The following is a 14,722-nucleotide window of genomic DNA, read 5'->3' on the forward strand; positions in this document are numbered from 1 at the left end:
GGTTGCAGCGCGGCCCTGAGGAGGAGTGACCCATGCCGGAACAGCCCGCCCCGTCCGGACTGCCGCGAGCCGGCCGCGCCTGGCATCTGGTGGCACGGCCGCACGGTGTGCCGGTCCCGGAGGACTTCGCGCTGCGGGAGATCCCCGTCACGGAGCCCGGCCCCGGCCGGATCCTGGTCCGGAATCTGCGTCTGTCGGTCGACCCCTACATGCGCGGCCGGATGAACGACGTCAAGTCGTACGTCCCGCCCTTCCAGCTGGACGCGCCCATGGACGGCGGCGCCGTCGGCGAGGTCGTCGCCTCGGAGGCGGACGGGTTCGCCGTGGGGGACCACGTACTGCACGGGCTGGGCTGGCGCGAGTACGCCGTCGTGAAGGCCGAGCACGCCACCAGGGTGGACCCGGCCGTCGCTCCGCTCAGCGCCTATCTCGGCGTGCTCGGCATGCCCGGCCTGACCGCCTATGCCGGGCTGCTGGAGGTCGCCTCCTTCCAGGAGGGTGACGCGGTCTTCGTCTCCGGCGCGGCCGGCGCCGTCGGCAGCCTGGTCGGTCAGATCGCCCGGCTCAAGGGCGCCTCCCGCGTCATCGGCAGCGCCGGCTCGGACGAGAAGGTGCGGGCCCTGACCGAGGAGTACGGCTTCGACGCCGCGTTCAACTACAAGAACGGCCCGGTGGGGGAGCAGTTGAAGGAGGCGGCGCCGGACGGCATCGACGTCTACTTCGACAACGTCGGCGGCGAGCACCTGGAGGCGGCGATCAGCTCCCTCAGGGTCCACGGCCGCGTGGCCGTCTGCGGAATGATCTCCCAGTACAACGCCACCGAGCCGTCGCCCGCCCCGCGCAATCTCGCCCAGGTCATCGGCAAGCGGCTCCGCATCCAGGGGATGCTCGTCAGCGACCACCAGGCGTTGCAGCCGCGGTTCGTCGAGGAGGTCGGCGGCTGGATCCGGTCCGGCGATCTCCACCACCCCGAGACCGTCGTGCACGGCATTGACCACGCCGTCGACGCTTTCCTGGGCATGCTGCGCGGCGAGAACACCGGGAAGATGATCGTCAGTCTCGACGGCTGACGCCCTTCCCTCTGCCCCACGCACCCCCCACGCACCACCCCCGCGTACCGCCGTCTTCTTGGCGTCGGCCGGGTTCGCAGCGCCGGCGGAGATTCCCGGTGCGCGGAAGCACAGCCCTGGCAGCAAGTTCACGAGCGCACACGTCGTGCGCATCACAGGAGGATTCACATGTCCGTCCAGACCGTCGACGTTCTGTACACCGCGATAGCCACCGCCGAGGGAGGGCGCGACGGCCGGGTCGCCACCGACGACGGCAAGCTCGACGTGGTCGTCAACCCGCCCAAGGAGCTGGGCGGGAGCGGTGCGGGCACCAACCCCGAGCAGCTCTTCGCCGCCGGGTTCAGCGCCTGCTTCCAGAGCGCGCTGGGTGTGGTCGCCCGGCAGCGGAAGGCCGACATCACCGGCTCGCGCGTGACGGCGAAGGTCGGCATCGGCAAGGCCGGGGCCGGTTTCGGCCTGGAGGTCGAACTGGTCGTCTCCATTCCGGGCGCGGACGAGGCGACGGTCCGCGAACTGACCGAGGCCGCGCACGAGGTCTGCCCGTACTCCAACGCCACCCGCGGCAACATCAAGGTCGGGCTCACCGTCGCCTGACCGCCGCCGTCCCCGCTTCGCTCAGCCCGGCCCCGCCCGATTCCACGGGCGGGGCCGGTGGCGTCCGACGGCTCCCGATAAGCTGCCGTCATGCGTGATCTCGGGGTGGGTTTCGGCTATTTGGCCAAGGGCCAGCGGTGGGTGAGCCGGCGTGGCAGCCGGATGAAGACGGGGCTGCTGCTGCCGCCGCTCATCACCCTGGCGCTGTATGTGGCGGCGCTGGTCGTCCTCGGCTTCTGGGCCGACGACATCACCGCCTGGGCCACCCCGTTCGCCGATGACTGGGGCTCGCCCTGGCAGGGGCTTCTCCGTGGCACGCTCACCGCGCTGCTCTTCGTCGGCGGGCTGTTCTTCGCGGTGGTGACGTTCGCCGCGGTGACCCTCCTCGTCGGCCAGCCGTTCTACGAAGCCCTGGCCGAGCAGGTGGACGAGTCCGAGGGCGGCGCCCCGGCGGGGCCCGAACTGCCGCTCTGGCGCGAGCTGGTGATCTCGGCGCGGGACAGTCTGCGGGTGCTCTTCTGGGTCGCCGTCTTCGGGCTGTCCCTGTTCGTGCTGGGCTTCGTGCCCGTCGTCGGGCAGACCGTCGTGCCCGTGGCCGGTGTCTGCGTCTCGGGGTTCTTCCTCACCGTCGAGCTGGCCGGAGTGGCGTTCGCGCGCCGCGGCCTCCCGATCAAGGGGCGGTTCCGGCTGCTGCGCGGCCGGATGATGCTCACCCTCGGCTTCGGTGTGCCGCTGGCGCTGGCCTTCCTCGTCCCGGTCGTCGCCGTCTTCCTGATGCCGGGCGCGGTGGCGGGGGCGACCCTCCTCGCCCGCGACCTGCTGCCGCCCGAGGAGGAGCCGCCGGGCTCCGGGGCCGGCGAGCCGGGCACGGCGGATCCGGCCCGGCCCGCGCCCCCGGCCTGGCCCCCGGCGCCGTCGGCCGGCTGACCTTCTCGCGGAGCAAGTCCGCCTCCGTGACGGCACGGAACCGGCTGCGGAACTGACGGCGCGCAACGGCCGCCGGCACGCTGAACACCGCGGGCCGCACCCCATCTCCCGGGCGTGCGGCCCGTGTTGGCGTGTCGGCGGCTTTGCCGTTTCTCTGCGCGAAGCGTTGACGGGGCATTCTTTCGAATCTATCTTGCCGTTCGAAGTTACGGGCGTCCTTCGAAATATCGAACGACGTCAGCCCTCCCGCACGCCATGAGCATCCCGAAGACGTAGGGATACCCGCCGTCATGCAGCAGAGTTCACGAACTTCACGGAGCCGCAGAAGCGTGCTCACCGGCCTCGGTGCCCTCGCCGCGGCCGGCACCCTGGGAACCGCCTCCTCCGGCTGCGCGGCCCCCTCGGCCGCCGGCGCCGACCGCACCCGCCTGCGCTTCTGGCATCTCTTCGGCGGGGGTGACGGCGTCAACATGCAGACCATGCTGGACGCCTACCGCGCCGAACACCCCCACATCGGCCTGGAGGCCGCCACCCTCCAGTGGGGCGCGCCGTACTACACCAAACTCGGCATGGCCGGTGCCGGCGGACGGGCCCCGGAGGTGGCCGCCCTCCACCTCACCCGTCTCCCCGGCTTCGCCCCGGGCCGGCTCCTCGACCCCTTCGACCTCGGCCTCCTCGCCGAACACGGCGTCCGCCCGCAGGACTTCCCCGAGGACATCTGGCGCCGGGGCTCCGTGGACGGCGAGCAGTACGCCGTCCCACTCGACACCCACCCCCTGGTGCTCTTCTACAACCTGGAGATCTGCAAGAAGACCGGCCTCCTCGGCGACGACGGCAAGCTCCGGCCCATCAGCGGCGCCCGGGAGTTCACCGAAGCCCTGCGCGCCGTCAAGAAGACCACCGGCCGTCCCGCCCTCGCCATGGAGACCATGGGCGCCGACACCGTCGGCCCCTGGCGGCTCTTCGCCGCCTTCTACTCCCAGACCGGCGGCACCGTCCTCGACGACACCGGCACCCGCATCACCATCGACGACGCCAAGGCCCTGCGGGTCCTGGAGTGGATGCGCTCCCTCGTCGACGAGGGGCTGGCCATCCACCGGGTCGACTACCAGGGCGGCGTCGGCGCCTTCAACACCCAGCGGACCGCCTTCCTCATCAACGGGGAGTGGGAGGTCAGCACCTTCCTCACCACGAAGATCCCCTTCTCCATGACCCGGATCCCGGACCTCTTCGGCCGGGCCTCCACCTTCGCCGACTGCCACACCTTCGTCCTCCCGCACCAGGCCGGCCGCGGCGGCGCGAGCAACGAGGCCGCCCACGCCTTCGTCGCCTGGCTGCTGAAACACACCGTGGAGTGGGCCAAGGGCGGCCACGTCCCCGCCTATCTGCCCACCCTGGAGAAACCGGAGTACCTGGAGCTCACCCCGCAGTCCGAGTACCGCTCCGTCCTGGACGACGTGGCGCTCGACCCGCCCGCCTGGTTCGCCGGCTCCGCCTCCTCCATGCAGATCGAACTCGGCGCCGTCTTCTCCGGCGTGCTCACCGGCTCCCGCAGCCCGCAGGGCGGCCTCGCCGAGGCGAAGAGACGGCTGCGGAAACTCCTCGACACCCCGAACCCCTTCGGAGGCGCGGCATGACCACCACCTCCGCCGTACCGCCCGCCGCGCCCGCCGCCGAGGCCCGGGCCGGGACCACGGGCCCCGTACGGTCCGTCCGCCACCAGTGGACCGAGCACGGGCTGCTCTTCACCGCGCCGTTCCTCCTCGTCTACGCCCTCTTCCTGGTCTGGCCGCTGCTCTACGGCGTCAAGATGAGCCTCGGCGACGACAACATCGCCGGCACCGAGTCGGAGTTCATCGGGCTGGACAACTACGCCGAGGCGCTGACCGACCCGAACGTCTGGTCCTCGCTCTGGAACACCCTCTGGTTCACCGCCCTCAGCACCGTCCCGCTCGTCGTGCTGGGGCTCGTCCTCGCGCTGCTCGCCCACGAGCTGCGGGTGGTGCAGTGGCTGTGGCGGCTCTCCTGGTTCGCGCCGTTCCTGCTGCCCTCGGGCGTCGTCTGCCTGCTGTGGCTGTGGATGATCTACCCGTCCGACTTCGGCCTGGCCGACCTGCTGCTGGGCGCCGCCGGGCTCGACCCGGACATCGGCTGGCTCAGCGACACCCGCTACGCGATGCTCTCCATCGTCCTCACCACCGTGTGGTGGACCGTCGGCTTCAACTTCCTGCTCTACCTCGCCGGACTCCAGTCCATCCCGCAGCATCTCTACGAGGCCGCCGAGATCGACGGCGCCGGGCCCTGGCACCGGCTGTGGCACATCACCCTGCCGAGCCTGCGCCGCACCACCTTCGTCGTGCTGGTGCTCCAGCTGCTGGCCTCGCTCAAGATCTTCGACCAGGTCTACATCATGACCGGCGGCGGCCCCGACGAGTCCACCCGGCCGATCCTCCAGTACGTCTACCAGGCCGGCTTCACCGGCTACCGGATCGGCTACGCCTCCGCCGTCTCCTACGTGTTCTTCGCCCTGATCGTCGTCGTCTCGCTGGTCCAGCTGCGGCTGTCCCGGCGCGCCAGTGAGGAGAATGACCGGTGAGCGCAACCGCCGTGGACGGCACCACCGTGGCCGGTGCCCCGGTGCCGGGCGCCGCCGCCGGGCCCGGGACCGGCGGGGGGCGCACGCCCCGCTGGACGCGGGGCCGGATCGCCCTGCTCGCCCTCGCCCTGCTGCTGGCCGTCGCCTGGCTGCTGCCGCTCGCCTGGGCCGTGGCCACCTCCCTCAAACCGGCGAGCGAGACGACGAAGACCACACTGGAGTGGGTCGGCTCCACCATCACCTTCGAGGCCTACGGCGAGGTGTGGGCGTCCGGCGACCTGGCCCGCTGGATGTTCAACTCCGCCTATATTGCGGTGATGACGACCCTCCTGACGGTCACCACCTGCGCGATGGCCGCCTACGGCTTCGCCCGCACCGAGTTCCGCGGCCGCCGCGTCCTCTACGGGATCGTGCTCGCCGGGATCATGGTGCCGCCGCAGGTGCTGATCGCCCCGCTCTTCGCCGAGATGGTGCGGCTGCGGCTCGTCGACACCTACTGGGGCGTGATCCTGCCGCAGGTCGCCGTGCCCGCCATGGTCTTCATCCTGGTGAAGTTCTTCCAGGGCGTGCCGCGCGAACTGGAGGAGGCCGCCTTCTGCGACGGCGCCGGGCGGTGGCGGGTCTTCTGGCAGATCGTGCTGCCGCTCTCCCGGCCCGTACTCGCCGCCGTCGCGATCTTCACCTTCATCTCCACCTGGAACAACTTCCTCTGGCCGTTCCTGGTGACCACCGACCCGGCCGGGATGACGCTGCCCGTCGGACTCGTCAACGTCCAGTCCACCTACGGCGTGCGCTACGCCCAGGTGATGGCCTCCCTCGTCATCGCCGGGCTGCCGCTGCTCGTCGTCTTCGCGATCTTCCAGCGCCAGATTGTCCGCGGCGTCGCCCATACGGGCCTCGCCGGCCAGTAGCCCGGGTCCGGACCGGGGGCCCGCGGCGGCTCCCCGGTCCGGACCGGCCCACGCGCAACGCAACGCACCCCGTACGCGCGACGCATCCACGCACGACGCATCCGCGTACGACCCGCCCTCCCGTACCCCACGCCCCGCAACGGAAGGACACCCCCCCATGCGTCGCCGACGCGCTCTGCTCACCACCCTGCCCGCGGCCCTGCTGCTCGCCCTGCTGCCGTCGGGCGCCACCGCCTACCCCAACCCGGGGCTGGTCACCGGCGATGTCGTCGTCCACGACCCGACGATGATCAAGACCACCGACGGGCGCTACGTCCTCTACTCCACCCACGGCGGCCTGGAGGCCCGCACCTCCACCGACCGCACCCACTTCACCCGCGCCGGATCGGCCTTCACCAGCCTGCCGTCCTGGTGGTCGGAGTACTCCTCGGAGCGGGATCCCTGGGCGCCCGACATCTCGTACCACAACGGTGCCTACTGGATGTACTACGCCGTCTCCTCCTTCGGCTCCAACCACTCCGCCATCGGGCTGGCCAAGAGCTCCACCGGCCTGCCCGGCAGCTGGAGCGACCGCGGCATCGTGTACCGCACGAGCACGAGCGACAACCACAACGCCATCGACCCGAACCTCTTCGTGGACGACGACGGCACCTGGTGGCTGAGCTTCGGCTCCTACTGGACCGGGATCAAAATGATCCGCCTCGACCCCGCCACCGGGAACCGGCACAGCGACCGCACCGTGCACAGCCTCGCCACCCGGCCCGACGACCCCCGCGCCGTGGAGGCCCCGCAGATCGTCAAACGGGACGGGTACTACTACCTGTTCGCCTCGTACGACCGGTGCTGCGCCGGCACCGACTCCACCTACAAGATCAAGGTGGGCCGGGCGAGCGGCCCGACCGGCCCCTACACCGACCGGAACGGCGCGCGGATGATGGACGGCGGCGGCACGCCGGTGCTGGAGACCCACGGGCGTTACATCGGGCCCGGCGGGCAGTCCGTCATGCAGGACAGCGACGGGCATGTGCTCGTCTACCACTACTACGACCGCGACGACAACGGCACACCCAAGCTCGGCATCAACCTGCTGAGCTGGAGCGGCGGCTGGCCCACCGCGTACTGACCCCCGGCCGGGCCCGGCACCCCGGGCCCGGCCTCCCCGTACCGCCGCCGCGCCGCACCGCCGTGTCCCCGTCCCCGTCCCCTCGTCCCCGTACCGAAAGGTCTCCATGAACGACCGCACCGCCCGCATCACCCTGGACCCCGCCTTCGCCGTCGGCGACGTCAACCCCCGCCTCTTCGGCTCCTTCGTCGAGCACCTGGGCCGCTGCGTCTACACGGGCGTGTACGAACCCGGCCACCCGGCCGCCGACGAGGCGGGGCTCCGCACCGACGTCCTCGAACTGGTCCGCGAGCTCGGCGTCACCGCCATCCGCTACCCCGGCGGCAACTTCGTCTCCGGCTACAAGTGGGAGGACGGCACCGGCCCCGCGGAGGACCGGCCGCGCCGCCTCGACCTCGCCTGGCGCTCCACCGAGACCAACCGCTTCGGTCTCGCCGAGTACATGGACTTCGTCATGAAGGCGGGCGGCGAGCCGATGATGGCCGTCAACCTCGGCACCCGCGGCGTCGCCGAGGCGCTCGAACTCCAGGAGTACGCCAACCACCCCGGCGGCACCGAGCTCTCCGAGCGCCGCATCGCGCACGGGGCGAAGGACCCGTACGGCATCCGCCTCTGGTGCCTGGGGAACGAGATGGACGGGCCCTGGCAGACCGGCCACAAGACGGCGGAGGAGTACGGCCGGCTGGCCGCCGAGACCGCCCGCGCCATGCGGCAGATCGACCCGGACGTGGAGCTGGTCGCCTGCGGCAGCTCCGGCCAGTACATGCCGACGTTCGCCGCCTGGGAGGCCACCGTCCTGGCGGAGTGCTACGACCTCGTCGACCACATCTCCCTGCACGCCTACTACGAGGAGAAGGACGGCGACCGGGACTCCTTCCTCGCCTCCGCCGTCGACATGGAGTCCTTCATCGAGAACGTGATCGCCACCTGCGACCACGTCGGCGCCCGGCTCAAGTCGAAGAAGCGCATCAACCTCTCCTTCGACGAGTGGAACGTCTGGTACCTCTCCCGCTTCCAGGAGGAGGCCGAGCGCAACCCCGGCCAGTGGGAGGAGGCGCCGCGGCTGCTGGAGGACAACTACAGCGTCACCGACGCCGTCGTCTTCGGCTCGCTGCTCATCGCGCTGCTCCGGCACGCGGACCGGGTGACCGTCGCCTGCCTCGCCCAGCTCGTCAACGTCATCGCCCCGATCCTCACCGAACCCGGCGGCCCAGCCTGGCGGCAGACCACCTTCTTCCCCTTCGCGCAGGCGTCGCGGTACGGACGCGGCCGGGTCCTGACGGTCAACCCGGCCGGACCGGTGTACGAGACCGCGCGCTACGGAGAGGTGCCGCTGCTGCACGCCACGGCGGTACAGGACGAGGAGACCGGGGCCGTCACCGTCTTCGCCGTCAACCGCAGCCAGACCGAACCGCTGCCCCTGGAGGCCGCGCTGCACGGCCTGTCCGTCGGACGGGTCGCGGAGCACAGCGTGCTGGCCGACGCCGACCCGGAGGCCCGCAACACCCTCGTCGAACCGGAACGCGTCACCCCGCACGCGGCGGGGGAGGGCACCGAGCTGGCGGACGGCGTGCTGCGCACGGTGCTGGAACCCCTGTCCTGGAACGTCATCCGCCTCGTCTGACGGGGCGGAGCGGCCGGACCGGGCCTCGGCCCGACCCGGCCGCTCCGGCACCGCCCGCACACGTGCCCAACGGCTGTACGCCGAACAGCCGTTGGGCACTCCCTCCGGTACGGGCCCGCGCCCACCGGGCAGCACGACCCCCGCCCCGTACCGCTCCGCTCCACCGGCACACCGGCACCGGCACACCGCACCACCGGACGGACCCGCCCACCGATCCGCAGCCCCCACCCGTATCGGAAGGGATCCCCGTGCTCCGCTTCAACCGCTCACCGCACCGCACACCTCCGCCGCGCCCGCGCGCAGGCAGGCGCCCCCGCCCGCACCCGCGCTCCCGGGCCGCCGCCGTGGCGGCCGCGCTGCTCGCGCTGGTGCTCGCCGCCGTCCCGCAGCCCGCCACGGCGGAGCCCGCGACGGCCCGTCCGGCAGCGGTCCCCGGCATCACCGGCACCGCGGCGGGCTCCGCGACACCCGCCGCTCCCGCGGCGGAGGGCCGCCCGTACACCAACCCGGTCAAGGCGCAGAAGGGCGCCGACCCCTGGATCCGCTACCACGACGGCCACTACTACATGATCAGCACCTCGTGGACCTCCGAGCTGACCATGCGCAAGTCCCCCACCCTCGCCGGGCTCTCCACCGCACCCAGCGTGCGGGTGTGGTCCGACACCACGGCATCCCGCTGCTGCAACATGTGGGCACCGGAGATGCACTACCAAGGCGGCCGCTGGTACCTCTACTACACCGCCGGCCAGGGCATCGAGGACTACGGCCCGACCCAGCGGCTGCACGTCCTGGAGAGCGCCGGCTCCGACCCGATGGGCCCGTACGCCTACAAGGCCCGCATCACCCACCCCAGCCTGGACGGCTGGCTCATCGACGGCAGCCTGATGGAACAGGGCGGCCGCCTCTACATGCTGGCCAGCGCCTTCACCGACGGCGGCACCCAGAACCTCGTCATCGCGCCGATGAGCAACCCGTACACGGTCAGCGGCGCGTTCCGGACCTTCTCCACCCCCACCCACGCCTGGGAGCGCTCCGGCGACCCGGTCAACGAGGGCCCCGAGGTGCTGCGGCGCGGCGGCCGCACCTTCGTCGTCTACTCCGCCAGCGGCTGCTGGACCCCCGACTACAAGCTCGGGCAGCTCGAACTGACCGGCTCCGACCCGCTCAGCGCCGCCTCCTGGACGAAGAAGCCGGAGCCGGTCTTCCAGCGCAGTGACGCCAACAGCGTCTACGGCCCCGGCCACAACGGCTTCTTCACCTCGCCCGACGGCACGGAGAACTGGATCGTCTACCACGCCAACGACGACTCCGGCGACGGCTGCAGCAACGCCCGCACGGCCCGCGCCCAGAAGTTCACCTGGAACGCCGACGGCACCCCCCGCTTCGGCACCCCGGTCCGGCTGGGCACCACCCTCCCCGGCCCGTCCGGCGAGACGGCCGCCACCCCGGCCGCGTACACCCTCGTCAACCGCAACAGCGGCAAGTGCCTGGACGTGGAGGACGGTTCCACGGCCGACGGCGCGAATGTCCGCCAGTGGACGTGCAACGGCGCGGACGCCCAGCGCTGGCGGATCGAGGACCTCGGCGACGACACCAGCCGCCTGGTCAACGTGGCCGGCGGCAAGGTCCTGGACACCGCCGACTGCTCCGCGGAAGACGGCGCCGGACTGCGCCAGTGGTCCTGGCTGGACAACACCTGCCAGCGCTTCCGCCTCGCCGTCACGGACAGCGGCGGCTGGGTCCGGCTCATCAACGCGGCGAGCGGCAAGGTCGCGGACGTGGCGGACTGCTCCACGGCCGACGGGGCCGACGTCCGCCAGTGGTCCTGGCTGGACAACGCCTGCCAGCAGTGGCAGCTGAAGCCGGTCTCCTGACCGGCCGGCCACCGGCGTGGCGTCCGCGCGCACTGCCCGCGCGGACGCCGCGCTCCGCGCCTCCAGCGTTCACGGGCTCCTACATTCCGTGATGAGATTCACACGACCTGTAGTGGTATGGCGGTTGCGCCGTTCACCACGGAGGGGAGACAACAGGCATGGAGCCCCACACCTACGCCCTGTGCTGTCCCCCGCAGATCACCGTGCCGAAGATCGCCCGCGACTTCGTGACGAGCGTCCTGCGCTCCCTGGACCTGCGGCACATCACCGACAGCGCGGCTCTGTGCACCTCCGAACTGGTCACCAACTCCTATGTGCACACCAACCGGGGCGGGGACTCCGGCTCCGGCATCGGCTCCCTGCTGTGGCTGGTGGTCGAGCCGACCCTCGTACGGATCAGCGTCTACGACGCCAACCCGTCCGCCCCCGCCCCGCGCAGCGCCCGGGACGACGACGAGGGGGGCCGCGGCCTCGCCCTGGTAGCCGCCCTCGCCGACGCCTGGGGCCACGTACGGGGAGGCCCGCCCGGCCTCACCGCACGCCAGGGCAAGGGCGTCTGGTGCGAACTGGGCACCCTCCGGGCATGAACGGAGCGGCCCCGGGTGTCCGAGGTGCCGACCGGAGCACCTCCCCGCGGCCGCGCGCAGCCGGCACGGGCCCGGCCCGGCCTGCGGTAGCTTGACAACGTGACAGTCCAGACGATCGAAGAGGTCCGTCTCACCGCGTTCAAGAGCTTCCGTGACGAAGTGCTTCCGCTCGCGCCGCTCACCGTTCTGATCGGCCGGAACAGCAGCGGCAAGTCCAACGCTCTCGACGGCCTGGAAGTACTGTCCCGTCTGGCGCGGGGCGAGGACGTCATCGAGGCGCTGGAGAGCCGGCGCAGTGAGTCCGGACCGGTACGGGGCGGGCTGGCCGGCTGTGTGCCGCACGGCTCCGATCACTTCACCCTCGGCTGCACCGTGCGCAAGGAGGAGTCGGGCGAGCGGTATCTGGTCGATCTCGACGTCACGGTCCAGGTGGAGCCGGAGGTCCGGATCGTCTCCGAGCGCATCACCGGACCGACGCACCGCGGCCGGAAGGCCGTACTGGAGCTGACCGAACCGAGCGGGCCCGGCCCCGTAGTGGCGACCGTGCACAACGGGAAGCCGGGCAGGAACCCCCGGATGATGTTCCGCGCGTCGAGACTCCTCACCTCACAGGTCCCCGGCCGCCTGGTCGGCGAGACCGTGGGCGAACAGGACACCCTGTGGTGCGCCGAGACAGTGCTTTCGGCGCTGACGGGGGTCTTCCATCTCGACCCGGTGCCGCACCTCATGCGCCAGTACGTGCCGGCGCGCGATGTGCATCTGCGGCGCACGGCGGAGAATCTGTCCGCCGCGGTGGGAGACCTCCAGCGCCGGGAGTCGGGCCTCTTCCAGCGGCTGGTGGAACTGCTGCGGAGCCTGACCGATCACGACATCGAAAGGCTGGCGGTCACCAACTCCGAACTGGGCGACGTGATGCTGGCCCTGGACGAGGGACGATTCGGGCTCACCCCGGCCCGGGAGATGAGCGACGGGATGCTCCGCTTCCTGGCGGTGGCCACCTCGCTGCTCACCGGGGGCAGCGGCCTCGACCTCGGTCCCCGACTCGCGGAGCAGGACGAACGCTCCCTGATGCTGGTGATCGAGGAACTGGAGAACGGACTGCACCCCTCGCAGGCCTCCGAGGTGCTGCAACTGGTCCGGCAGGCCAGTGCCGAGAACAGCACGCAGGTCCTGATCACCACACACAGCCCGGCTCTGCTCACGGCGCTCGACAGCGCCGACCACGAAGGCGTCGTGGTCTGCACGCGTGACCGTGAGACCGGCACCAGCCGCCTCGACCGGCTCACACAACTGGAGGGCTACCCGGCGGCCATGGCGGCCGGAACCCTCGGCGACGTGGTGACGCAGGGCCGGCTGGAGCGCCGGGACCGTGGCGACCGCGATTACACGGAATTCGACCGGCTGCTCGGAATCGGGTGAACGTGGCGCGCAGAGTCGAGTTCGTCGACACATCCGTCCTCTGCAATCTCCTCGGCGTCCCCGGCAAGTGCCAGGACCGGGAGCAGGTGGCCCACGACCTGCGCCGCAAACGCGAGGCCCGGAACTGCACGCTGCTGCTCCCCGTGACGGCGGTGATCGAGACCGGCAACCACATCGCTCAGTTACCGGACGGCAAGGCGCGCCGGGCCTGCGCCGAGCGGTTCGCCGCGGTCCTCCGGACGGTGGTGGAGGGCACGGCACCCTGGGCGCTGAACGAGGTCGAGTGGAACGCCGCGCATCTGGAGACCCTGCTCGCCGGGGGACGGACGGGCAGCAGCCTCATCGAGCATGCCTGCAACCGTCTGGGCTGCGGCGATCTCAACATCCTCGTCGAGCGCGACCGGTACCTGGCCCGGACCTCGGGTATCGAGGCCGGGGTGTGGACGCTCGACGCCCTGCTCGCGTCCTATGCCTGACGGTACGGCGGCAGACGCGGGACCGGTGCCCTTCACGCCGCAGGGCGTGAAGGGCGGAGGGGGACCGGTCCCGCTCCGTATGTCCGCGTCAGTGCGGTCGGCTCCTGCGTGCACGGGCAGCCGGGCCGTCGAATTCGCCGGCTTTGACGCCGCGCAGCAGAGCACCGAGCACGGTGGGGCGGAGCGTGAGGACCGCACCCGGGTGATCGCTCTCGCGGAGGGCGACGGCGGCGGGGCCGGCCGCGGCGAGTTCGACGCACTCGCCCTCCTCCTGGGAGTAGGACGACTTCTGCCAGATGGTCTTCTCGGCCAACGGATGACCCTTCACAGCTCTCGGACGACCGACTGGAGGAAGGCGCGCGACTCGGTCTCCCCGAGCGCCGCCGACCGTATGGCGTCGAAGAGCGTCCGGTACTTCCGGAGCTGGGGCTCGGTGTGGAGCAGCCCCATGCCGTGCGCGGCGTCGACCTGCACGCTGTCGAGCTGCGGTACGGGCCCGCAGGCGTAGAGCATCGCGTGCCCGGACCCGATGTGCGCCTCGGAGGCGAAGGGGATCACGCGCAGGCTGATGTACGGCTGCTCGCTCAGGCTCTGCAGGGCCTTCAGCTGTTCGCGCACCACCGCGCGGCCGCCGAAGCGCATGCGCAGCGCGGCCTCGTGGATGACCACCTCGTAGGGGGACGTGCGGTGCCGGCTCAGGACGGACTGCCGCTCCATGCGGTGCGAGACGCGGGCCTCCAGCTCGGTCTTGGGCAGCGGGGGCAGGGCGGCGCCGAAGATGGTGCGGGCGTACGCCTCGGTCTGTAACAGGCCGGGGATGTGGGTGATCTGGATGGTGCGGAGCCGGGTCGCGTGGTGCTCCAGCTCGGAGAGGTCCAGCAGCGGGGCGGGCAGCACGCCCCGGTACGCCTCCCACCAGCCCTGGCCGCGCTGTTCGTAGGTGATGGCCACGAGGGCGTCGATCAGCGCGCTGTCGCCGCAGGAGTAGAACGTCGCGAGCCGCCGCAGCCGCTCCTCGCTGACCCCGAGCCGTCCCGCCTCGATGTGGCTGACCTTGGCGGGGTCCACCCCCAGGAGCCTCGCGGTGTCGCGGGCGGTGACCCCCGCGGCCTCGCGCATCCTCCGCAATTCGGCACCCAGTCGCTCCTGGCGGGCGGTCGGCGCGCTTCTCAGCGACATGGCGTCCCCTCGTGGCTCGTGTGTCGCATGTGACGACGCAACACCTTTTCATGAACCGGAGGAGGCGAGGGATGCGGAGGGACCAGGTTGCAGGGGTGCCACCTTGCCCCCTGGCGGCGGGCCCGGGGAGGCAGCCGCCCTGCCGTGGCCATCCTGGTGCCGCCGGGCTACTGCATGACAAGCGCGGCGGAAGACCTGGTCAGTGGTGACGCATACGGGTAAGCCAACGGCCAGGCCTTTGACGAATACCACGATGGCCTGCGCCGGGTGATGGCGAGGACCAATCGCTACCGTCCAGCCGCAGGCCAGGCGTACCGTTTCGGGTGTCGAGTTCAGAACGGA

General features: G+C 71.4%; 14 protein-coding genes. 12 read left to right on the forward strand and 2 right to left on the reverse strand.

Annotation, left to right across the window (positions count from 1 at the left end):
• Positions 1–32 precede the first annotated feature (32 nt).
• The 12 genes from SXIN_RS22370 to SXIN_RS22425 all read left to right on the forward strand — a co-directional run bounded on the left by SXIN_RS22370 (position 33) and on the right by SXIN_RS22425 (position 13,201).
• A complete protein-coding gene (locus tag SXIN_RS22370) occupies positions 33–1,070 on the forward strand; it encodes an NADP-dependent oxidoreductase (RefSeq protein WP_019709189.1) in 1,038 nt (345 codons plus the stop codon).
• Between the two features lie 168 nt (positions 1,071–1,238).
• A complete protein-coding gene (locus tag SXIN_RS22375; RefSeq protein WP_019709190.1) occupies positions 1,239–1,664 on the forward strand; it encodes an organic hydroperoxide resistance protein in 426 nt (141 codons plus the stop codon).
• 90 nt (positions 1,665–1,754) lie between these two features.
• Positions 1,755–2,591, forward strand: coding sequence for an EI24 domain-containing protein (locus SXIN_RS22380; RefSeq protein ID WP_095757428.1), 837 nt, complete (start codon positions 1,755–1,757; stop codon positions 2,589–2,591).
• A gap of 290 nt (positions 2,592–2,881) precedes the next feature.
• The gene (locus tag SXIN_RS22385) at positions 2,882–4,228 is read left to right on the forward strand and encodes an extracellular solute-binding protein (RefSeq protein ID WP_039821407.1); all 1,347 of its coding nucleotides are present in this window, start codon (positions 2,882–2,884) and stop codon (positions 4,226–4,228) included.
• Positions 4,225–5,187, forward strand: coding sequence for a carbohydrate ABC transporter permease (locus SXIN_RS22390; RefSeq protein WP_019709193.1), 963 nt, complete (start codon positions 4,225–4,227; stop codon positions 5,185–5,187). Before SXIN_RS22385 ends, SXIN_RS22390 begins: the two co-directional genes overlap by 4 nt.
• Positions 5,188–5,198: 11 nt before the next feature.
• Entirely contained in the window at positions 5,199–6,098 is a 900-nt protein-coding gene (locus SXIN_RS22395) for a carbohydrate ABC transporter permease (protein WP_039821419.1), read from the forward strand.
• A 157-nt stretch (positions 6,099–6,255) separates the two neighbouring features.
• Positions 6,256–7,221: an arabinan endo-1,5-alpha-L-arabinosidase gene (locus tag SXIN_RS22400; protein WP_019709195.1), complete on the forward strand. Its 966-nt coding sequence runs from the start codon at positions 6,256–6,258 to the stop codon at positions 7,219–7,221.
• 106 nt (positions 7,222–7,327) lie between these two features.
• Positions 7,328–8,845, forward strand: coding sequence for an arabinosylfuranosidase ArfA (arfA, locus tag SXIN_RS22405; RefSeq protein ID WP_019709196.1), 1,518 nt, complete (start codon positions 7,328–7,330; stop codon positions 8,843–8,845).
• A 437-nt stretch (positions 8,846–9,282) separates the two neighbouring features.
• Positions 9,283–10,719: a family 43 glycosylhydrolase gene (locus SXIN_RS22410; protein ID WP_039821422.1), complete on the forward strand. Its 1,437-nt coding sequence runs from the start codon at positions 9,283–9,285 to the stop codon at positions 10,717–10,719.
• Positions 10,720–10,877: 158 nt separating this feature from the next.
• Positions 10,878–11,306: an ATP-binding protein gene (locus SXIN_RS22415; RefSeq protein ID WP_019709198.1), complete on the forward strand. Its 429-nt coding sequence runs from the start codon at positions 10,878–10,880 to the stop codon at positions 11,304–11,306.
• A 99-nt stretch (positions 11,307–11,405) separates the two neighbouring features.
• Complete coding sequence (locus SXIN_RS22420; RefSeq protein WP_019709199.1) at positions 11,406–12,725, forward strand: AAA family ATPase; 1,320 nt, start codon at positions 11,406–11,408, stop codon at positions 12,723–12,725.
• A gap of 2 nt (positions 12,726–12,727) precedes the next feature.
• Positions 12,728–13,201: a hypothetical protein gene (locus tag SXIN_RS22425; protein ID WP_039821423.1), complete on the forward strand. Its 474-nt coding sequence runs from the start codon at positions 12,728–12,730 to the stop codon at positions 13,199–13,201.
• Positions 13,202–13,289: 88 nt separating this feature from the next.
• Here SXIN_RS22425 and SXIN_RS22430 read toward each other — a convergent pair whose 3' ends face one another.
• The gene (locus tag SXIN_RS22430; protein ID WP_019709201.1) at positions 13,290–13,514 is read right to left on the reverse strand and encodes a DUF397 domain-containing protein; all 225 of its coding nucleotides are present in this window, start codon (positions 13,512–13,514) and stop codon (positions 13,290–13,292) included.
• A gap of 11 nt (positions 13,515–13,525) precedes the next feature.
• A complete protein-coding gene (locus SXIN_RS22435) occupies positions 13,526–14,380 on the reverse strand; it encodes a helix-turn-helix domain-containing protein (RefSeq protein ID WP_039821420.1) in 855 nt (284 codons plus the stop codon).
• Positions 14,381–14,722: the final 342 nt, after the last annotated feature.

It is taken from the genome of Streptomyces xinghaiensis S187 (assembly GCF_000220705.2).
GTDB lineage: Bacteria > Actinomycetota > Actinomycetes > Streptomycetales > Streptomycetaceae > Streptomyces > Streptomyces xinghaiensis.